The sequence below is a fragment of the Bradyrhizobium sp. genome (genome assembly GCF_016219575.1).
In the GTDB taxonomy this organism is placed as follows: Bacteria; Pseudomonadota; Alphaproteobacteria; order Rhizobiales; family Xanthobacteraceae; genus Bradyrhizobium.
This window is the reverse complement of sequence record NZ_JACRMG010000005.1, coordinates 66,795-86,561: the sequence shown is the minus strand read 5'-3', so window position 1 is coordinate 86,561 and position 19,767 is coordinate 66,795. Positions and strand designations below refer to the sequence as shown.

At 65.3% G+C, this 19,767-nt stretch carries 20 protein-coding genes and 1 tRNA gene; 13 read left to right on the top strand and 8 right to left on the bottom strand.

Annotated features, from left to right (window positions below; all coding sequences use genetic code 11):
- The first annotated feature begins 13 nt into the window (after positions 1 to 13).
- From HZB49_RS02445 to HZB49_RS02435, 3 genes are all read left to right on the top strand, one after another.
- Positions 14 to 874: a shikimate dehydrogenase gene (locus HZB49_RS02445; RefSeq protein ID WP_291608877.1), complete on the top strand. Its 861-nt coding sequence runs from the start codon at positions 14 to 16 to the stop codon at positions 872 to 874.
- Between the two features lie 475 nt (positions 875 to 1,349).
- Complete coding sequence (locus tag HZB49_RS02440; RefSeq protein WP_365856392.1) at positions 1,350 to 1,709, top strand: septal ring lytic transglycosylase RlpA family protein; 360 nt, start codon at positions 1,350 to 1,352, stop codon at positions 1,707 to 1,709.
- Between the two features lie 75 nt (positions 1,710 to 1,784).
- A complete protein-coding gene (locus HZB49_RS02435) occupies positions 1,785 to 4,493 on the top strand; it encodes an EAL domain-containing protein (RefSeq protein WP_291608875.1) in 2,709 nt (902 codons plus the stop codon).
- A 13-nt stretch (positions 4,494 to 4,506) separates the two neighbouring features.
- On the opposite strand, the gene HZB49_RS02430 is transcribed toward HZB49_RS02435, so the two are convergent.
- Entirely contained in the window at positions 4,507 to 5,208 is a 702-nt protein-coding gene (locus tag HZB49_RS02430) for a thermonuclease family protein (RefSeq protein ID WP_291608874.1), read from the bottom strand.
- A gap of 112 nt (positions 5,209 to 5,320) precedes the next feature.
- Positions 5,321 to 6,019 (bottom strand): ABC transporter permease, encoded by a 699-nt coding sequence (locus HZB49_RS02425; protein WP_291608873.1) that lies wholly within the window; start codon positions 6,017 to 6,019, stop codon positions 5,321 to 5,323.
- 174 nt (positions 6,020 to 6,193) lie between these two features.
- Between HZB49_RS02425 and HZB49_RS02420 the strand changes: the two genes are divergently transcribed.
- From HZB49_RS02420 to HZB49_RS02395, 6 genes are all read left to right on the top strand, one after another.
- Positions 6,194 to 6,403 carry a hypothetical protein gene (locus tag HZB49_RS02420; protein WP_291608872.1) on the top strand — a complete coding sequence of 70 codons (210 nt, stop codon included), beginning with the start codon at positions 6,194 to 6,196 and terminating at the stop codon, positions 6,401 to 6,403.
- A 141-nt stretch (positions 6,404 to 6,544) separates the two neighbouring features.
- Positions 6,545 to 8,560 (top strand): acetyl/propionyl/methylcrotonyl-CoA carboxylase subunit alpha, encoded by a 2,016-nt coding sequence (locus HZB49_RS02415; RefSeq protein ID WP_291608871.1) that lies wholly within the window; start codon positions 6,545 to 6,547, stop codon positions 8,558 to 8,560.
- A gap of 101 nt (positions 8,561 to 8,661) precedes the next feature.
- Positions 8,662 to 9,528 carry an isocitrate lyase/PEP mutase family protein gene (locus HZB49_RS02410; RefSeq protein WP_291608868.1) on the top strand — a complete coding sequence of 289 codons (867 nt, stop codon included), beginning with the start codon at positions 8,662 to 8,664 and terminating at the stop codon, positions 9,526 to 9,528.
- Positions 9,525 to 9,824: an acylphosphatase gene (locus tag HZB49_RS02405; protein ID WP_291608866.1), complete on the top strand. Its 300-nt coding sequence runs from the start codon at positions 9,525 to 9,527 to the stop codon at positions 9,822 to 9,824. The genes HZB49_RS02410 and HZB49_RS02405 overlap by 4 nt, the downstream gene beginning before the upstream one ends.
- Before the next feature lie 24 nt (positions 9,825 to 9,848).
- A complete protein-coding gene (locus HZB49_RS02400) occupies positions 9,849 to 9,989 on the top strand; it encodes a hypothetical protein (protein WP_291608864.1) in 141 nt (46 codons plus the stop codon).
- A gap of 174 nt (positions 9,990 to 10,163) precedes the next feature.
- Entirely contained in the window at positions 10,164 to 11,639 is a 1,476-nt protein-coding gene (locus tag HZB49_RS02395; protein ID WP_291608862.1) for an outer membrane beta-barrel protein, read from the top strand.
- A 16-nt stretch (positions 11,640 to 11,655) separates the two neighbouring features.
- Here HZB49_RS02395 and HZB49_RS02390 read toward each other — a convergent pair whose 3' ends face one another.
- The 3 genes from HZB49_RS02390 to HZB49_RS02380 form a co-directional block, all read right to left on the bottom strand.
- Entirely contained in the window at positions 11,656 to 12,471 is an 816-nt protein-coding gene (locus tag HZB49_RS02390) for a methyltransferase domain-containing protein (protein WP_291608860.1), read from the bottom strand.
- A 31-nt stretch (positions 12,472 to 12,502) separates the two neighbouring features.
- A complete protein-coding gene (locus HZB49_RS02385; RefSeq protein WP_291608858.1) occupies positions 12,503 to 14,026 on the bottom strand; it encodes a PAS domain-containing sensor histidine kinase in 1,524 nt (507 codons plus the stop codon).
- 93 nt (positions 14,027 to 14,119) lie between these two features.
- Positions 14,120 to 14,968, bottom strand: coding sequence for a LysR substrate-binding domain-containing protein (locus tag HZB49_RS02380; protein ID WP_291608856.1), 849 nt, complete (start codon positions 14,966 to 14,968; stop codon positions 14,120 to 14,122).
- A 118-nt stretch (positions 14,969 to 15,086) separates the two neighbouring features.
- On the opposite strand from HZB49_RS02380, the gene HZB49_RS02375 reads away from it, so the two are divergent.
- On the top strand, positions 15,087 to 15,515 hold the full coding sequence (locus HZB49_RS02375) for a 4-oxalocrotonate tautomerase family protein (protein WP_291608854.1): 429 nt from the start codon (positions 15,087 to 15,089) through the stop codon (positions 15,513 to 15,515).
- 5 nt (positions 15,516 to 15,520) lie between these two features.
- Here the strand turns inward: HZB49_RS02375 and lipB are convergent, their stop codons facing one another.
- Positions 15,521 to 16,249 carry a lipoyl(octanoyl) transferase LipB gene (gene lipB, locus HZB49_RS02370; protein ID WP_291608851.1) on the bottom strand — a complete coding sequence of 243 codons (729 nt, stop codon included), beginning with the start codon at positions 16,247 to 16,249 and terminating at the stop codon, positions 15,521 to 15,523.
- Between the two features lie 77 nt (positions 16,250 to 16,326).
- Between lipB and HZB49_RS02365 the strand changes: the two genes are divergently transcribed.
- Positions 16,327 to 16,569, top strand: coding sequence for a FliM/FliN family flagellar motor switch protein (locus HZB49_RS02365; protein WP_291608849.1), 243 nt, complete (start codon positions 16,327 to 16,329; stop codon positions 16,567 to 16,569).
- A gap of 123 nt (positions 16,570 to 16,692) precedes the next feature.
- A tRNA-Leu gene (locus HZB49_RS02360) sits at positions 16,693 to 16,777 on the top strand.
- A gap of 109 nt (positions 16,778 to 16,886) precedes the next feature.
- Here HZB49_RS02360 and HZB49_RS02355 read toward each other — a convergent pair.
- Complete coding sequence (locus HZB49_RS02355; RefSeq protein ID WP_291608847.1) at positions 16,887 to 18,083, bottom strand: hypothetical protein; 1,197 nt, start codon at positions 18,081 to 18,083, stop codon at positions 16,887 to 16,889.
- Positions 18,084 to 18,197: 114 nt separating this feature from the next.
- Positions 18,198 to 19,145, bottom strand: a complete 948-nt coding sequence (locus tag HZB49_RS02350) for a PIG-L family deacetylase (RefSeq protein WP_291608845.1) — start codon at positions 19,143 to 19,145, stop codon at positions 18,198 to 18,200.
- A 185-nt stretch (positions 19,146 to 19,330) separates the two neighbouring features.
- Here HZB49_RS02350 and HZB49_RS02345 point away from each other — a divergent pair, with 185 nt between their 5' ends.
- Complete coding sequence (locus HZB49_RS02345; RefSeq protein WP_291608843.1) at positions 19,331 to 19,705, top strand: hypothetical protein; 375 nt, start codon at positions 19,331 to 19,333, stop codon at positions 19,703 to 19,705.
- Positions 19,706 to 19,767 lie beyond the last annotated feature (62 nt).

Here is a 19,767-nt window from a genome sequence, read left to right as displayed (position 1 = left end):
CTGTAATCCGGCGATGATTTCGAAGCCATCCATCCTCGTCGGCCTGATCGGGGCGGGCATCCAGTCCTCGCTGTCGCCGGCCATGCATGAGCGGGAGGGGGCGGCGCAGGGGCTTTCCTATGCCTACCGGCTGATCGATCTCGACGTGCTCGGCCTGACGTCGGCCGCGCTGCCCGATCTCCTAGCGTCTGCCGAGCGGCAGGGATTTGCCGGGCTGAACATCACCTTTCCCTGCAAGCAGGCGGTGATCGAATGGCTGGATGAGCTCAGTCCCGATGCGCGCGCAATCGGGGCCGTCAACACCGTGCTGTTCGCGAATGGCCGCCGCATCGGCCACAACACCGACTGGTCCGGCTTTGCGGAGAGCTTTCGGCGAGCATTGCCTGATGTCCGGCGCGAGCGGGTCGTGCTGCTCGGCGCCGGCGGTGCCGGTGCCGCGGTGGCGCATGCGCTGCTCTCGCTGCAGGCCCGGGAGCTTGCCATCGTCGATACCGATGCCGGGCGAGCCCGCGCGCTTGCGGATGCGCTATGCAGCCGCTTCGGCAGCGGGCGCGCGATTGCGATCGACGATGCGGCTGCGGCCATGCGGGGCGCCGACGGCGTGGTCAATGCGACGCCGGTCGGAATGGCGAAATTCCCGGGACTGCCGCTGCCGGCCGAACTGCTGTCGCCGGAACTCTTTGTGTCCGATATCGTCTACTTTCCCCTGGAAACGGAACTGCTCAGGGAAGCCAGGGCGCGCGGCTGCCGGACCATGCCGGGCGCAGGCATGGCGGTGTTTCAGGCGGTCGAGGCGTTCGGCCTGTTCAGCGGTCGGCCGGCCGACGCGGAACGCATGCGCGCGCATTTTGCGGAGCTGACGGGACGTTCTTGATCAGTGTGCAAACAGTTCCTGCTGCGGAACACCGTGATCTTACGGCCCCGGGAATTAACCCGTTGCGCGCTGCTATTTCCTAGGTTCGCAAAGATCACCTGAAGTTCGAAGGAAGCTGCCATGAGTCCGGCGCCGCGATGCATTGAATGCGGAACCGAAAGAGTATCGGTTGAGATCGAGTGGGCGACGCCGCACTACCAGATCAACACTTATGAATGTCCGGCCTGCAAGTCCATGCTGCGGCTGGTCGAGCCGCGTCCTGCGGATCCGACCTATCACTGAAGCGCAATGAGATGAATCATCATCGCGCTTTGGGTTCGTTCCGCGGAACTGTGGCGATCCGGGGGCCGGTGTTTCCCGGCGAATTCGTTCCGCACGGTGGCGTGCGGAATGCGAGCCATGCGCGTCCATCATTGCCGAAACCTGCACTGTTCCAGCCGCGTTTGCTGTCGGGGCCGATCGATGCAGGCGAGCAATGCGAACAGCGATCTATTGCGCGGCCCTGCTGCTCTTCAGCGGCGCAACCGCCATGGCCGAAACAGGCCTTGCGTCCTTCTATCCCGGCATCGGCAAGCGTGACGAGATGACCTGCGCCCACCGCAGCCATCCCTTCGGCAAACGGTTAAGGGTTTCTCACGGCAAGGTGTCGATCGAGTGCCGGGTCAACGACCGCGGCCCGTTCGTGCGCGGGCGGATCATCGACGTCTCCACCCCGGCGGCGCGGGCGCTGGGCATGATCGAGGCCGGGGTGGTCCCGGTACTGGTCGAACCGATCGAATCCGCGCCATCGGCCGCCAGGATCGAAATTACCGCCATGCCGACGGGTGCGCTTTAACGCCCCGATAACTGATTTTCCTAACGCCCTTTTTGGCTGTGTTCCCGTAAGAGGAACCCCAGTGGGGGCAAGGGAATGTCGAGTAGCTCACCGAACGGCGCCAACCCAGTGCGCCGGGTGCTTTCGAAAACGGGTTCGCTGATCCGAGGACGGCTGGGGGCCATCCAGTGGCTGATCCTGTGCGGCGCCGCGCTGGTGCTGGCGATCGGATTTGGCACCGCCAATCTGGCTCAGCAGTACCGCGAGCGCGCGATCAAGGTCGCCGAGCGCGACCTGACCAATACCGCGCTGCTGCTGTCGCGCCATTTCGACCAGCAGCTCTCCGATCTCCAGCACGTGCACCAGGACATCCTGACCTTTGTCCGCGCCGGCGGGCTCGATACGGCAGAGGCGTTCGAAAAGCAGATGTCGCTGCTCTCCACCCATGAGATGCTGCGTACCCGACTCGCCGCGCTCCCGCATGTCGGCGCGCTGAATGTGTTCAACAGGGAAGGCTGGCTGATCAATTCCTCGGAAAGGTGGCCGGTGCCGGATGTCCATATCAGGGACCGCCGCACCTACCGCGAATTCACCTCGGGGCGGGCGACGCCCGAGGTGATTGTCGAGCCCGTCATCAGCAGGGTGACGGGCGTGTGGACCACCGTGTTCCTGCGCAAGATCGTCGACAGCAAGGGAGACATCATCGGCTTCGCCAGCCGCGGCGTCGAACCCAGCCATTTCGAGAGCTTCGTCGCCTCGCTTGCGCTCGACACCGACACCATCATCTCGATGATCCATCGCGATGGCACCGTGATCGCGCGCTATCCGCAGAATCCCCAGGTGATCGGCCGCAACGTATCGAGCTTTCCGGCGTTCAAACGCGCGCTGGAGCTGGACGGCAACGTCTCCGGACGCTTCGTCAGCCAGATCGCGGCCGAGGACAAGGTCGGCGCGGTCCGTTCGCTCCACCATTTCCCGATCCTGATCGTCGCCACCACCAGGACCGAAACCGCGCTCGCCGACTGGCGGTCGCAGACCCGGCTGCAGTTCGCCGCCGCGGGGCTGGCGATCGTCGTCGTCATCGTCACCATCTTCCTGATCGTGCGGCAATTGCGGCGCCAGCACCGCGCGGCGCAGAAGCTGCTTTCGGAAAAGAGCCAGCACCTCGACACCGCCATCAACACCATGACGCAGGGCCTGCTGCTGTTCGATGCCCAGGCCCGGCTCGTGATCTGCAACCAGCGCTACATCGACATGTTCGCGCTGTCGCCCGATATCGTGAAGCCCGGCTGTCAGCTGCACGACCTGATCCGGCACCGCCAGCAGACCGGCTCGTTCGTCGGCGACGTCGACGCCTACTGCGCCAAGTTCCTCGATCCCAAGGGCGACGAGGCGCGGGACACCGTGATCAGCGTGCCGGACGGCCGCATCATTCATCTGATCTACAAGCGCGCGCCCGACGGCGGCTGGGCGACCACGCTGGAAGACATCACCGAACGCCGCCGCGTCGAGGCGCGGATCGAGCATCTGGCCCATTACGACGCGCTGACCAACCTGCCGAACCGCACGCTGTTCCAGCGCCACGCGGAAGGCCTGCTGATGGAGAGTGCGAGCGTCAACTTCGCGATCCTCTACATCGACATCGACGAGTTCAAGCGCATCAACGACTCGCTCGGCCATCTGATCGGCGACGAATTCCTGCGCGGCGTCTCCGCGCGCCTGCTCGACTCCATCAGCGCCGAGGATTTCGTGGCGCGGCTCGGTGGCGACGAGTTCGCCATCGTGCAGCACAATGTGAGTTCGGAAGAAGACGTCAACGCGCTGGTGCAGCGGATCTACACCGCCTTGCGCACGCCGTTCGATTGCCGCGGCCACAGCCTGGCGGCCGATGCATCGATCGGCATCGCGCTGGCGCCGCAGCACGGCGGCGACCTGCACGGCCTGTTGAAGAGCGCGGACCTCGCGATGTATGCCGCCAAGGCGGCCGGCCGCCGCACCCATCGCTTCTTCGAGCCGTCGATGGAGACGGAGGCCAACCAGCGCCGCGCGATGGAAATCGATCTTCGCGCCGCGATCGCCGAAGGCGGCTTCGAAATCCACTATCAGCCGCTGGTCGACCTCAAGACCAATGCGGTGACCGGCTGCGAAGCGCTGTTGCGCTGGCATCACCCGCGCCGCGGCATGGTTTCGCCGGCCGAATTCGTGCCGATCGCGGAAGAAACCGGCCTGATCGAGGAGATCGGCGACTGGGTGCTGCGCACCGCCTGCGCAGAAGCCGCCAACTGGCCGGACCACGTGCGCATTGCGGTCAACGTCTCGCCGATCCAGTTCCGCTCGCAGACGCTGTCGCTCAAGGTCGCTTCGGCGCTGGCAGAGACCGGGCTCGACCCGCGCCGGCTGGAGCTCGAGATCACCGAAGCGGTGCTGATCGCCGACGACGACGCGGCGCTGGTGGCGCTCGGTCAGTTGCGCGAGCTCGGCGTACGCATCGCGCTCGACGATTTCGGCACCGGCTATTCCTCGCTGAGCTATCTGCAGCGTTTCCCGTTCGACAAGATCAAGATCGACCGCAGCTTCGTCAAGGAGCTCGCCCGCGGCACCTCGATCATCAAGGCGGTGGTCTCAATCGCGGCCGACCGCAACATGGTGACGACGGCTGAAGGCGTCGAGACCGAGGAGCAGCGCGCCACCGTGCATGCGCTCGGCTGCACGCAGATGCAGGGCTATCTGTTCAGCCCGCCGCGCCCGGCCCACGAAGTCCGCGCCTTGATGATCTCGCACGCGGCGGTCGAAGACGCCGCGTGAGTTGATTGGAATTCTATTTGGCCTTGCCGCCGCAATTATAGGCCTTGCGGAAGCCGGCGGCCTGGGCGTCGTCTTCCGAACAGAACCATCGCTCGGAATTGGTCAAGCCCGGATAGGAGCGGCAGGCCTGCAGGTGATAGATGCCGACATTGCCGGTGACGCGGGCGCGCACGGCGTATTTGCCCTTGATGGCGCAGCCGGCCGGCATCACGGGATCGGCCGAGAACAGTACGGCACGGATCTGCTGGTCGCGGTCGGCGCGGCATGCGCCGCCGACAAGGGCGGCATCCTTCTTCCAGAGGCTGAAATCGGCGGGCGCGGCAAAGCAGCCTCTCCAGAGACCGCGACGGTCGTTCTTTGCCGCCAGCTCGTCGGCCTTGAATTTTCCCCTGGCGTCGGCCAGCGCCAATCCCTTCTGGACCATCAGTTGACCGAGGCCGACGGTCTCGCCCTCGACGATGCAAAGGCCGATGCGGTGTTTCTTGGTGGAGGGATCGGGTCCGAGATCGCCGCAGCGGACTTGCTTGCCGGCGACCAGCTTCGCCAGCTGGTCGCGCGCCTCGACGCCGCAGGCCCAGCTGTCGGCGTGCTCGTCGATGCACATCTGGTCGACCGCAGGGGCGTCGATGCCGTCGAGCCGGAACGTGTTGTTGGCGAGCTGCAGCGTGGCGCCGTCCTTCACCGTTGCCGTTGCGGCGAGGGAAGGCGATGTCATTGCACAGATCAAAGAGAGGGCGGAGGCGAGGAAGGACGTCCGAAATCGCATGAAAACACCATTCCCATTCACGCAAGAATTTCTAGCACAGGCACCTGCACGGCAAAGACGGCTATTTTCCAGCGACCCGGCCGACGAAGACCAGTGCGACGGTGGAAACCAGAATGCTCAGCGTCAGCAGGATCAGGCCGAGCCCCAGCGCCAGCGCCAGGTCGCCCTTGCTGGTTTCCAGCGCGATCGCCGTCGTCATGGTGCGGGTGAAGCCTGCAATATTGCCGCCGACGATGATGATGGCGCCGACTTCGGCGATGGCGCGGCCGAAGGCGGCGAGGAAGGCGGTCAGGATCGAGCCGTGTCCGAGCGAGAACATCAGCCCGATGCTGCGCAGGGTGGAGAGGCCGTCGATGCGCGCGAGGTCGGAATACTCCGCCCACAGCAGCGAGGCCGGCCGGTGCACCAGCGCCACCACGATCGGCATCGCCAGCACCGACTGCGCGATGATCATCGCGGTCGGCGTGAACAGGAGGCCGGCAGAGCCCAGCGGACCCGAGCGCGACAGCAGCAGGAAGACGCCGAGCCCGGCCACCACCGGCGGCAGGCCGAGGAAGGCGTTGGTCACCACGATCACCGCCTGTCGCCCGCGAAACCGCCGGACGGCGAGAAAGGCGCCGAACGGCGCGCCGATCACCAGCGCGATCAGGCTCGCCGTCAGGCTGACCCGCAGCGACAGCGCCACGATACCGGACAGTTCCGGATCGAGCCGCGCGATCAACGCGAAGGCCGAAACGACGGCTTGGGTGAAATCGCTCATGCCGGCCTTGTTGGTACCATCAGGAGGTATTCGGGAACTTTGTTCTGGTCAGGAGAACTACGGAGGCTGCCCTTTAGCATCTTGGGTGAGACGGGAAAAATCGCTGGGGACGATTGACGAAACCAGAACAAAAGAAGAACATTGTAATCCTCGCTTCGATCCCGGAACCGCCTGATGCCTTTCCATCCCCAGTCCGAGAACACCGACGAGGCGGGGTTGGAGGCGGCGGTGGACCAGGCAATCCAGGCCTGTGACGGCGACGTGCGCGCGACCATCCGCGCGCTGATCCTGGCCAACAACTATCTGGAAAACGAGGTCGCCGAATTGATGAAGGCGGTTTCGCATGCCTATGCGCGGGGGAGATTCCAGACCTATTCGGGCTGAGCCGCATCGGGCAGCGGATTGTGGGCGATTAGCGCTGGGCATTTCAAAGCGATAAGTACCACTAATACCGTTGCCTCTGCTTGGTTTTGCTGTACCACAGGCGGCGAGGAAACCCGCCAAAAAGCCAAGCCCGCAAAGAACATGTTCAAGAAAATTCTGATCGCAAACCGCGGCGAGATCGCCTGCCGGGTCATCAAGACCGCCCGCCGCATGGGGATCGCAACGGTCGCCGTCTATTCCGAGGCCGACCGCGATTCGCTGCATGTGGAGATGGCGGACGAGGCGGTGTTCATCGGCCCGCCGGCGGCCGCCGAGAGCTATCTCGTCATCGACAAGATCGTCGAGGCCTGCCGCAAGACCGGCGCACAGGCGGTGCACCCCGGTTATGGTTTCCTCAGCGAGCGCGAAGCCTTTCCGCGCGCACTGGAGAAGGCCGGCATCGTCTTCATCGGCCCCAATCCCGGCGCGATCGCCGCGATGGGCGACAAGATCGAATCCAAGAAGGCGGCGGCCAAGGCCAAGGTCTCGACCGTGCCGGGCCATCTCGGCGTCATCGAGGATGACAAGCAGGCGGTGAAGATCGCCGACGAGATCGGCTATCCCGTGATGATCAAGGCTTCCGCCGGCGGCGGCGGCAAGGGCATGCGCATCGCCCATTCCAGGGGCGAGGTCGCCGAAGGCTTCAATCTTGCGAAAGCCGAGGCGAAGTCCTCCTTCGGCGACGACCGCGTCTTCATCGAAAAATTCATCGTCGATCCCCGCCACATCGAAATCCAGGTGCTGGGCGACAAGCATGGCAACGTGATCTATCTCGGCGAGCGCGAATGCTCGATCCAGCGCCGCAACCAGAAGGTCATCGAGGAGGCGCCGTCGCCGCTGCTCGACGAGACCACGCGGCGCAAGATGGGCGAGCAGGCGGTCGCACTCGCCAAGGCCGTGAACTACGACTCCGCCGGCACCGTGGAATTCGTCGCCGGCCAGGACAAGAGTTTTTACTTCCTGGAGATGAACACGCGCCTTCAGGTCGAGCATCCCGTCACCGAGCTCGTCACCGGCATCGACCTCGTCGAGCAGATGATCCGCGCCGCCGCCGGCGAGAAGCTCAAGCTGTCGCAAAAGGACATCGCATTGACCGGCTGGGCGGTGGAATCCCGCGTCTATGCCGAGGATCCCTTCCGCAACTTCCTGCCGTCGATCGGACGGCTGGTGAAATATCGCCCGCCGGCGGAAGCCAGCCACGAAGGCATTACCGTCCGCAACGATACCGGCGTGCAGGAGGGCGGCGAGATTTCGATCCATTACGATCCGATGATCGCCAAGCTCGTCACCCATGCGCCGTCGCGCGCGGCCGCCATCGAGGCGCAGTCGAACGCACTCGATGCGTTCTATGTCGACGGCATCCGCCACAACATCCCGTTCCTGTCGGCGCTGATGCATCATCCGCGCTGGCGCGAGGGCCGGCTTTCGACCGGCTTCATTGCCGAAGAGTTTCCCAAGGGGTTTTCGGCGCATGCTCCGGAAGGTGAGGTCGCGCGCCGGCTCGCAGCGGTGGCGGCCGCCATCGATCATGTGCTCGGCGAGCGCAAGCGGCAGATTTCCGGCCAGATGAACGGCCGCATCGTGCAGCGCGAGCGCCGCCGCGCGGTCTGGCTCGACCGCGAGGAGATCGCCCTCGATGTCGCGCGCGAGGGCGAAGGCATCATGGTGCACTTCGTCGGAGCCGATGGCGGGCTCGTGAATCCCTATCTGCTGGAATCTCTCTGGAAGCCCGGCGATGCGGTTTGGCAGGGCAACATCAACGGACTGCCGGCGGCCGTGCAGGCACGCTTCGTTCCGAACGGGTTCCGCCTGGCGCATCGCGGCTTCGAGGTCTCGGCCTACGTCTTCACCGCGAGCGAGGCGACCGCGGCGCGGCTGATGCCGGTGGTGACCGCCGCCGACACCGGCAAGAAGCTGCTGTGTCCGATGCCGGGCCTCGTCGTGTCGATCGCCGTCAACGAGGGGCAGGAGGTCAAGGCCGGCGAGACGCTGGCCGTGGTCGAGGCCATGAAGATGCAGAACGTGCTGCGCGCCGAGCGCGATGGCACCGTGAAGAAGATCCATGCCGCGCCCGGCGCCACGCTCGCCGTCGACGCGCTGATTCTGGAGTTTGCTTAGACCGTCATTGCGAGGAGCGCAGCGACGAAGCAATCCACGCTTCCTTCGCCGCACGATGGATTGCTTCGCTTCGCTCGCAATGACGTGGATTGAGGAGAGCCATGGCCTTCCGTAAACGACGCGAAGCATTGCGCGCGATCCTGAAGGGAAGCGTGTGCGTGCGCCCCGGCTCGGTCTATGACGCGACCTCGATCCGCATCGCGCAGGATCTCGGTTTTCCGCTCGGCATGTTCGGCGGCTCGGTAGCCTCGCTCGCCGTCCTCGGCGATCCCGACATCACGCTCATCACGCTGACCGAGCTTTGCGAGCAGATGCGGCGGATGTCGCGCGCGGCGGAATTGCCGGTGCTGGTCGATGCCGACCACGGCTATGGCAATGCGCTCAATGTGCGCCGCACGGTGCAGGAGCTGGAGACGGCGGGCGCGGCCGGCCTCACCATTGAAGACACGCTGCTGCCGCAGGCGTTCGGGCAGGCGAAGACGGAGCTGATCTCGCTGGAGGAGGGCGTCGGCAAGATGAAGGCCGCGCTCGACGGCCGCAGCGATCCCTCGCTGGTCATCATGGGCCGCACCGGCGCAACCTCGGTCACCTCGCTCGACGATGCGGTTGCGCGGGCGAGGGCCTATGAGGCGGTCGACGTGGATGCGCTGTTCTTCACCGGCATCAAGTCGCGCGGTGAACTGGAAGCGATTTCTGCGGCAACGAGATTGCCGATCGTGCTCGGCGGCGCGCCGGAGGAGATGAGCGATCCGGCCTGGCTCGCCGGCCGGCGCGTGAGGATCGCGCTGCAGGGCCATGCGCCCTTTGCCGCCGCCACGCAGGCCGTCTACGAGACGCTCAAAGCGCTGCGTGAAGGCACTGCGCCCAGGAATCTGAAGGGGCTGGCGTCTTCCGACCTGACTGCGCAGGTCACGCGCGATGCCGCGATGAAGGCGCGCACCGCCGAATTCCTCGGGCCGAAGAAATGAGCCATGCGATCCTGCAGGTGACGATCCGCGGCCGGGTGCAGGGCATCGGCTACCGCGCCTGGCTCGATCATCAGGCGCGCCAGTGCAAGCTCGAAGGCTGGGTGCGCAACCGCGGGGACGGCAGCGTCGAAGCGCTGTTTGCCGGACCGCCGACGGTCGTCGCCGAAATGGTCGCTCTGTGCCGCCACGGCCCGCCGTCGGCGCGGGTCGACAGCGTGACCAGCGAGACGGCCGACGACGAGCAGCTCAAGCTGCGCTATGCGGGCGAGAGATTTTCGGTGTTGCCCACGATCTAGTTCAGGAAGGCAAGGATCATTCGCATGGAGCCATCGACTTCTAAACGAGACCGCCGTCCCATCCATCACTCGCCGATTTTCTGGATCGGCCTCGTGATGTGCCTTGCCGCGATTGCGATCTACCTGTGGTCCGACGACCTCTCCTGGCGGCCGGGACAGCGCTAGGCGATGGCTTCGCGCCGCCATCCGTTAACGAGTCGTAAATTGCCCGAGCGGCGCGCTTCAACCTGAAGCGGCGTTTGTGCAACACGCGACGGGAATGCGACGCTTATCCCAAAACTATTTGTGGCGAACGCTTGGCTGCCTCCTACGATTCAGCAGCTGATTCGTGGGGCAGGAATGATTCGACATACCGCTGCATCTCTCGCAGGCGCTGTGCTGTTGGCAGCGACGATGGCCGCGCCGGCCAAGGCGCAATCCTGGAACGGGGCCTATGGCGGCGTGAGCGCCGGCTACGGCACCGGCCATTCCGACCAGCGCGACAACGGGGTGGTGCTTCAGAATGTCGAGATCGTTGGTGACGGCCACTATGCCGTCAATGGCGGCTTCGCCGGCCTGACGCTGGGCTATAATTGGCAATCGGGTCCCCTCGTGTTCGGCATCGAGGGCGACTACTCCTTTGCCAACATTTACGGCAGTTCCTCGGTTTGCGGGGTGCCGGCGCTGTTTGCGCATCCCTGCAGCACGCAGCTGGATGCGTTCGGCACGCTGCGCGGCAGGGTTGGCTATGCCATGGGGGCCAATGGCTGGGTGCTGCCTTATCTGACCGGCGGCGCCGCGGTCGGCCATCTCAGGGGATATGACGGGCTGATCGGCGCCGAGGGCAGTGCCTTCCGCCCGGGCTGGACCGCAGGCGTCGGCATCGAGGCGAAGTTCGCGCCGCAATGGTCGGCGAAGCTCGAATATCTTCATGTCGATCTCGGTTCTGCGGCGATATTCGAGATCATCCCGGGTACGCCGGAAAGGGTCAGCTTCCGAGCCGACATGGTCCGCGCCGGCATCAACTACGCCTTTGCCGCGCCCGCGCCGCCGCCCGCCAGGATTTACACCAAGGCTCCCGCGGTCGCGGCGGTCGTGAGCTGGACCGGCTTCTATGTCGGCGCCGATCTCGGCGGCGTCGTGCAGGGCGGCAACGGGCAGTCGAATTTCTTCCAGGTCGATCCAAATCCGCTGTTCGCCAATCTCAGGCAAAACCAGCTCGCCAACGGCACGTCGTTCCTCGCCGCCGTCCACGCCGGCTACAACTGGCAATTCGCCAGGAACTTCGTCGCCGGCGTCGAAGCCGACGGGCAGTGGATGAAGCCGCGCTACGCGTTCTGCCGCCAGACCGACATGTTCAGCGTTCCCTGCTTCGACAATTCGTTCGGCTACAGCTATGTGAACAGCGAGACGCGATCGATGGCGACGGTGCGCGGTCGCCTCGGCGTCGCTTTCGACCGCTGGATGCTCTATGGCACCGGCGGCGCCGCCTTCACCACCGTGGACACGACCCTTGCCACCGACTGCCGGGTGGCCGGCTGCGCCAACAGCACCGGCGCCAACTTCACTGTCGCCAAGTTCTCCAACGCCGTGACCGGTTGGGTTGCGGGCGCCGGCGTGGAATGGATGCTGGCCAGCAACTGGCTGGTGCGTGGTGAATATCTGCATGCCGATTTCGGCACCGTGACCAACACGCTGCTGCTCAATCCCGCCACGCAATGCTTGCCCGCGGGCGCCTGCGGCCTGTCCTGGTCGCGCCAGGTGAAAGAGGACATCGTCCGCTTCGGCGTCAGCTACAAGTTCGGCGCGCCGTCGGTCGTGGCCGCGAAGTACTGACTCGCACCAAGGCGTCTTATTGCGGGGCGGTTGCCGAGACGACCAGCGCGCGGATGCGACCCTCGATGGCGCCCCCGCCGAAACGCTGCGCCAGCGCCTGTTCGGCCATGTCGGTGGCTGCCTCCAGCCCCGGCGCGCCGCGTGCCTCGATTTCGCTGCGCATCGGCGTTCCCTGGCAAAAGGCCACCGCCGGCTCGCGCGGCGACGGCGCGCGGCTGACGTGATCGACGGCTTCGACGGCGATGTCGGTGAAGCCGGCGCGTTGCAGGTCGCTGCGGATCAAGTCCCGGTCGTGATAGCCGTGTGGCGTGCGCGCCATGAAGCGCGGCGGGTCATGCGGGAAAACCTGCGCCAGCGCCTGCGAGACGGTGTCGGGGAATTCGTTCTCCTCGATACGGTCCCACACGTTGAAGAGCAGCCGGCCGCCCGGTGCGAGCACGCGGCGTGCTTCGGCATAACCCTTGACGCGATCGGGAAAGAACATCGCGCCGAACTGGCAGGCGACGACGTCGAAGCTTGCGTCGTCGAACGGCAGCGCCAGCGCGTCGGCCTGCCGCCATTCGATGCGCGGATCGGGCAGGGCGGCTTTCGCCACCGCCAGCATCGGTTCGTTGAGGTCGGTTGCGGTGATGGCGACGTCCGCGGGCAGTTGCGCGGCGCACGCCCGGGTGACGACCCCGGTGCCCGCCGCCGTCTCCAGCAGCCGCCGCGGGCCGACTTGCGCAATCCGCGCGGCGAGATCGCGCGCATAGGGCGCAAAGATCAGCGGCACCAGCAAGCGCTCATAGACTTGCGGGACCGAGCCGGTGAACGCCTTGTCGGTTGCGACCATGCTTCCTCCGTGCATCCTCTTCTGCGAAAGGCTACCGCGGCAGTTTTGCAATTGCCTGGCTGAGCTCGTGGATCTCGTAGGGCTTGCGCAGGATCGGGAACTCGCCGCGCACGTTGACGGCTGCGTCGCTGTAGCCGGTCGCGAGCAGGATCGGCAGTGCCGGACGGATTTGCCGCAAGCGATGCGCCAGTTCGAGGCCGTCCATCTTGCCCGGCATCACGATGTCGGAGAAGACGAGGTCGATGCCGTCGAGCTCGATCGCGCGCAACGCAGCCTCGGCATCCGCCACCCGCCGCACGGCATAGCCGAGTTGTTCGAGAAGGCTCGAACTGACGCTCGCGACATCGGGATTGTCCTCGACCAGCAGGACGGTGCCGCTGCCGCCGCTCTCGGCGGCCCGGGCGGCGGCGACCTGCGGTGCCTTGCTTTCGCGCGGCAGCAGGATGGTGATCGCGGTCCCCTTGCCGATCTCGCTCGCCACTTTCACCGTGCCGCCTGCCTGATGGGCAAAGCCGTGCACCTGCGACAGCCCGAGGCCGGTGCCCTTGCCAACGGGTTTGGTGGTGAAGAAGGGATCGAAGATCTTGTCGAGCACGTCGGGTGCGATGCCGACGCCGCTATCCTTCACGGTGACCGCGACATAGTCCTTTCCGTCCGTCTCCCCGTTGCCGGGGTGGGCATGCGCCGACACCGTGATGGTGCCGCCGCCCGGCATGGCATCGCGGGCGTTGATCACGAGGTTGACCAGCGCGGTCTCGAACTCGGCGACGTCGACGGTGACCGGCAGGACTGTCCCGGGAATCTCGAATTGCAGCGCCACCGAACGGCCGACGCCGGTATCGAGCACCTCGCGTATCGCGTTGATGCGCTCGCCGAGGTCGATGGTCTGCGGATTGACGCTCTGGCGGCGCGCGAAGGTCAGGAGCTGGCTGGTCAGAGCCGCGCCGCGCCGGGTCGCCGTTTCGATCGCCGCTACCGCACGCAGCTTCCTGGCGTCGTCGCCCGTGCCCTTCTTCAGGGTGTGAAGGCTGCCGCTGATGATCATCAGGAGGTTGTTGAAGTCGTGCGCGACGCCGCCGGTCAGTTGACCGAGCGCATCGAGCTTTTGCGACTCGGCGAGCTGCTTCTGCATCTGCTCGAGCTTGAGCTGGGCGTCGTGGCGTTCGGTGATGTCGCGGGTGATCTTGGCGAAGCCGACAAGCTGGCCGTCCTCGTAGATGGGGTCGATGACGACGCTGGCCCAGAAGAAGGTGCCGTCCTTGCGCACCCGCCAGCCGTCTTCCTCGTAACGGCCCTGTTCGCGCGCGATCTGCAGCGCGCGCTTCGGCTTGCCGCTGGCGCGGTCGGCCTCGGTATAGAAGCGGGAGAAATGCTGGCCGAGGATTTCCCGGGGCGTGTATCCCTTGATGCGCTGGCCGCCGATATTCCAGCTGGTGATCACGCCGGCGGGGTCGAGCATATAGAGGGCGTAGTCGGTCACCGCCTCGACCAGGAGGCGGAAATTGCGTTCGCTTTCAAAGAGATCGCGGTGTCTTTGCCTGTCTTTTCCGAACATCCAATTGCCCCGCCGTAACCGCCCTAAACGCGCGGGCCGGGTATTTTGTTCCGGCGTATCGGGACAATCCTGGCCCGTGGGGTCGACCAGCGGCTAGCCGGCTGCGCTGCGGAAGGTGGCTGAAACCGTGCGCAAGGCGGTGCGCCTGGCAGGATCGCTCACCCGCGAATACAGCATCACCCTCGAGGTCCCGAGCCGCGGCAGGCCGAGCGCGGGTCCCATGTCGATCAGGCCGGGCGGCGCGACCCGCCGCGCCAGCGGCGCCAGCGCAAGCCCGGCCAGCGCCGCGGCCGCGACCGCCGTGACGCCGCCGCCGACAAAGGCCTCGCTCCAGGCGATACCGGCCTTGTCGAGCGCGCGCAGCGCGATCGCGCGAACGCCGCAGGGCGGGGCGAGGGTCGCCAGCTTCAGCGGCTCGCCGCGGCGCCAGCCGAAGCGTGGCGCGGCGAACCAGCCGAATTCGTCCTCGGTGAGTTTTTCGCCGCCGCGCCGGCTGCCTTCCTGGCGCACGATGACGGCGTCGAGCTTCCCGGAGTCGTAGGCATCGAGGATTTCGCGCGAGAAACCGATCGTGACCGACAGCGCGAGCTGCGGCGCCACCGCGTTGAGCCGCTCCATCAGCGGGACGAGTTCGGGCCCCGAAGCATGATCGCTGATGCCGAGCGACAATTGCTGCGTGGCCGGCCGCTCCGGCGAAAGCGCGCGGTCATGCGCCTCGATCAGCGCGCGGGCCGGGGCAAGAAATGCAGTGCCGTCGGCGGTGAGCCGAACCGCGCGCGGCGAGCGCTCGACCAGACGCTTGCGCAAGGCGGCCTCCAGCCGCTGCAGCTTCATGCTGACGGCGGCCTGCGTGGTGCCGAGCACCTCGGCGGCGCGGGTGAAGCTCTCGAGTTCGGCCACCAGCAGGAAGGCCTGCACGGTCGGGATATCCAGCGCGGTCATCGTATCATCACTTATGCTTATCACTGATATGATCTAAGATAAGGTATCAAAATGATGGGTGGAGGTCTAGTTTCCCGGTTGCGCGGATAACCGCGCAGCCGTCTCAGGGAGACCCGTCATGCCGCTCATCACCGTCACCTATTCCACGCCGCGCGAGCGGCCGTCGCTGAAGTCAGAGATCGCCGCCGCCGTCTCCGACCTCACCGCAAGCATCCTGCACAAGGATCCGAAGGTTACCGCCGTCATCGTCAAGGCGGCCGACGCCGCGGACTGGTTCGCCGGCGGCAAGTCGCTCGCCGAGCAGAGGCTCGCGAGCTACTGGATCGACACCCATGTCAGCGAGGGCACCAACACCAAGGACGAGAAGGCGGCCTATCTCGCCGCGATGTTTTCGCGCATGGGCGAACTGCTCGGGCCGCTGCACGAGGAGACCTACCTGCACGTCGACGAAGTCAAGGGCGACGCCTACGGCTTCGGCGGCCTGACCCAGGAGCGCCGCTACATTGCCGGCAAGCTCGAGGTAGCGCCGCAGCGCGCCGCGGCGTGAGGTCGTTAGCCGGCGGCTTCCGGCAGCCGTGTCTCCACCGGCCCGAACACCTCGGCAAACGCCTGGCGGAGTGCGACGTCGACATCGGCCATGGTGACGGGATGGCCGAGATCGACCAGCGAGGTGACGCCGTAGCGCGGGTCCACCACGCCGCAGGGCACGATGGCGGAGAAGTGCGACAGGTCCGGCTCGACATTGATCGCGATGCCGTGGAAGGAAACCCAACGGCGCAGGCGGACGCCGATCGCGGCGATCTTGTCTTCATGGCCTTCGCCCTTGTCCGGGCGCTTGACCCAGACACCGACGCGGTCCTCGCGCCGTTCGCCGCGAACGTTGAAGTGGGCGAGGGTACGGATGATCCATTCTTCCAGCCCGGCCACATAGGCGCGCACGTCCGGACGGCGTCGCTTGAGGTCGAGCATCACATAGGCCACGCGCTGGCCCGGGCCGTGATAGGTGAGCTGGCCGCCGCGGCCGGTCGTGAACAGGGGAAAGCGGGGGTCGAGCAGATCCTCGTTCCGGCCGCTGGTGCCGGAGGTATAGAGCGGCGGGTGCTCCAGCAGCCAGACCAGCTCGCCGGCCTTGCCGGCGGCAATGTCCGCGGCGCGCGATTCCATCTCCGCCACCGCTTCCGGATAGGGCACGCGAGAATCGGATATCCGCCATTCGACCGCCGGTCCCCCGGGGGGGCCGGCAGACGTGGTCAAATCCAGGCTCTGGCGGTCATTAACCATTGGCTAACCATAACGTGGTCAGGTTCCCTTAGGGGCGGAATTCCGCGCAATTTAGTCAGGGTTCGGCGGGCTCAGAAGTGTCAACTCTCGATAAAGTCACCGTCGATCTCATGGTGGTGCTGGGCACCAGCACGATGCCCATCCACCAGGTCATGCGGCTGTCCCGCGGCGCCATCATCGAGCTCGACGCCACCGAGGCCGACGAGGTGAAAATCCTCGCCAACAACATGCCTGTGGCCAGCGGCGTGGTGCTGGTCGACCGCAACCGGATCGCCGTGGAAGTCAAGCGGATGCTGCCACGCTCGCCGGACAGCAGATAAGCCCGATCCAGCCCAAATCTCCACTGAATCAAGGCTCTCGCGGGCCTTGTACCCCCAATCCTGATTTGTTACATCCGCGCCGTTGATTTGGCCGGGCCGCGAGGCGGAAGGCCGGTCTCCCAAGCGCTCGTGGCGGAATTGGTAGACGCGCTGCCTTGAGGTGGCAGTGAGTAAAATCGTGGGGGTTCGAGTCCCTCCGAGCGCACCACATTGAAAACACTTGTGGGCTTGTCCTTCGGGCAACGCCGAGCATTTGCCCGGACCCCGGAATCGCACGGTCTCGTCTGTCAAATCGGAAGCCGCGGACGGGCCCCGGCTCAGACGCGCAGGAAAATCTTGCGGCCGTAGAGGAAGCGGGCCAGCAATATCGCGAATATCAGGCCCAGCATACGCACGACGAAAGTTCCCGTGCCCGGCGTCATCAGGCGATCGAGCAGGGCGGCAAAGTCTCCCCCGATGAAACGCGTCGCAAACAGCTCGAACGTCGACACGGTGTCGCCGGAAAAGCGCAACGCGAACTGGTCGGCCGTGACGTTGTTGATGAAGTAGAGCGTGATGGCGTTCGCGCCGAGCCAGATGAAGACCGCCGCCCAGCGCTGGTAACCCCAGACATCGATGATCTGATGCCAGACACCGAGCAGGATCAGGCTGTATCCGCCGGCGACGAGCACGAAGGACGAGGTCCAGATCACCTTGACGATGGGGAATTGCAGCCCCCAGAGATATCCGGCTGATGTCAGCGGAATGCCGCAAGCAATCAGCAGCAGGGATTTCTGCGTTCCCTGCAGCCGCGGGTCTGCCAGCAGCAGGCCGGCCAGGACGCCGAGCAGGCAGCTGGCGATCGCAGGCAACGTGCTCAGCAGCCCTTCCGGATCGCGGGTCAGGTCCCACTTCCATCCCGGCAGGTAATTCGCGTCGATCCAGTTGGCCAGATTGGCGTCCGACGCGAACGAGCCGGCGCCGACCCCCGGTACGGGCACGAATGTCATCATGGCCCAGTAGCCGGCCAGCAGCACCACCAATGCCACGACGATCCCGCGCGCACGGAAGTTCAGGAACAGAAGCGATGCGCAGAGATAGCAGAGCGCGATCCGCTGCAGCACACCGACCAGGCGGACATCGCCCCAGTGACGGCTGATGCCGCCGTAGAAGATCAGTCCCAGGCCGTACAGGATCAATGCGCGGCGGAACACCCGGGCATAGGCCTGCGCCTTTCCCTCCCGCTCGACCAGACGCGGCAGCGACAGCACGATCGCCACGCCCGCGACGAAGATGAACAGCGGGAAGATGAAATCGTAGAAGCGGAAGCCTTCCCAGGCGACGTGGGTCATCTGCGTGTTGAGGAAGCTGCCGGCAGCGCTCAGCACCGGCCCCTTGTCGTGAACCATCTCGTTGAACGACCAGATGGTGGCATCCGCGCCGAGGATCCAGAAAATGTTGAAGCCGCGCAGAGCGTCAACCGAGACGACACGCTGTGTTTGCGCCGCAACCGCCTGCGCTTCGAGCTGGCGCATTGAATTTCCCCGCGACCCCGCAGGAAATTATCTGACGGGAAATGCGGAGCGCGTGTTGACCTGCGTCAATCGGGGTGAGCCGCCTAAGCCCGCCAACAGGAGGTTGCCGGGCTGCTAGCGGGTCCTGCGGCGTGCTGCGATCTCGGTGGCGGGGAGGGAGCAGTTGCCGGGCTCCGCCTGCACGCGAAAATAATTGCGGCCGACATAGGACCTGTCGTAATGCCGCCAGGATGTCGGCTGACCCAGCGCCTGCACGCCGGCGAGCGTGACCGCAAAGACGGAACTCTCCATGTCGCGCTCGTGCAGGTCGAGATTTTCCGGCAGCTTGGAACTGGCATAGTTGACGTAGGAGACGAGGCGGACGCAGGGCAAGTCACGCGCCGCCGCGATCGCAGCCTTCGCCGTCATCAGATGATCGGAATGGTCGCCGGGATTGATCTGCGGATCGAGCTCGGCGACGTTGAGCTGCACCAATCGTGCCTGTCCGCGCTCGTAGTCGATGATCGCCCGCAGCGTTGCGGTCAAATCGTTCCAGCCGTGATAGGCGGTGCTGCCGTCGACCGCTGCCAGCGTGTCGTTGTCCCCGTCGGCAAGGCGCTTGAGCGACTGGAAACCCGTATGAGCATAGCCCGTGCCGAGCGGGCTGCCGTCGGGCACACGCAGGAAATAGCTGACGGTGTTGCGGTAGCCGACGCGGTAGATCGGGTGTCCGTTGAGCGACACGGTCGATGCCGTGCCTTTGTCCGGCACCGCTTCGGTATCCGCCATGAAACGCACCGCCTGCTCGGCGCCGTTGTCCCGCGCCAGATACAGTGGATGCTTGCGGTCACCCGTGCTGGTTCCGAGCCCGGCGTCCCCGGCGGTGATGTGGACGAACACGGTCCTGGCGGCGGCGCCGATGACGTCCTGGAAGGCCGACGGGTTCATGAACAGCTGCCAGTCATCCTGGTGGGCCGCGAAATAGAACGAGACCTTGTCGGGGCGTGCGGTCTCCGCAGCTGACGCAGGCGCGGCGCCGAGGAGCGCGGTGGCAAGGAGGGCACTTGCAGCTGTTCGAAACATCAGCATCCCCGTCGAGTGGCGTATCAAGAAGTGGTTATCAACGTTGGCGAATTCAACAAGCTCATCACGGGCAGGCTCACCTTCTTTGCGCGGTAGTCGGGTGCAGCTGTTGCAATTATGACACATACGTCACGTAAACACTTTACCCGCATAGGATACCGCCTCGCGTCCTCCGGAGCCCCTTCATGAAGTTCCTTGGCTACCTCTATCGTTTCCTTTCGAACTTCGTGTTTCTGGCGCTCGTCTATTACAGCCTGAACCTGATCGAGAAGTACCCGCAGCGCGTGATGCTCGCGGTGATGATCCTGATCTATGCCGGCATGCATTCGGCCTCGGCCCTGCGCTCGTTCTATTTCTTCCAGCGGATCGAGCGGCTCGAGGGCGAGGCGAGGCGGCTGGCTGCCATCGCCGCCGAAGGGCCCAATGCAACTGCCTCTCGCAAGCAGATCGTGGGCGACGTCGCCGATCTGCGCCACGCCGGCGAGATGAAGGCTTATATCGACTTGCTGTTCCTGGCGCTGGTGATCCTGCTCTGCATCGCCAAGATCGTCACGAACTGAGGTCTGCGCGCTCAATGTGACAAGCGTCACAGATTCAGCTTTCCGCGCGCGTCATTTTGCGA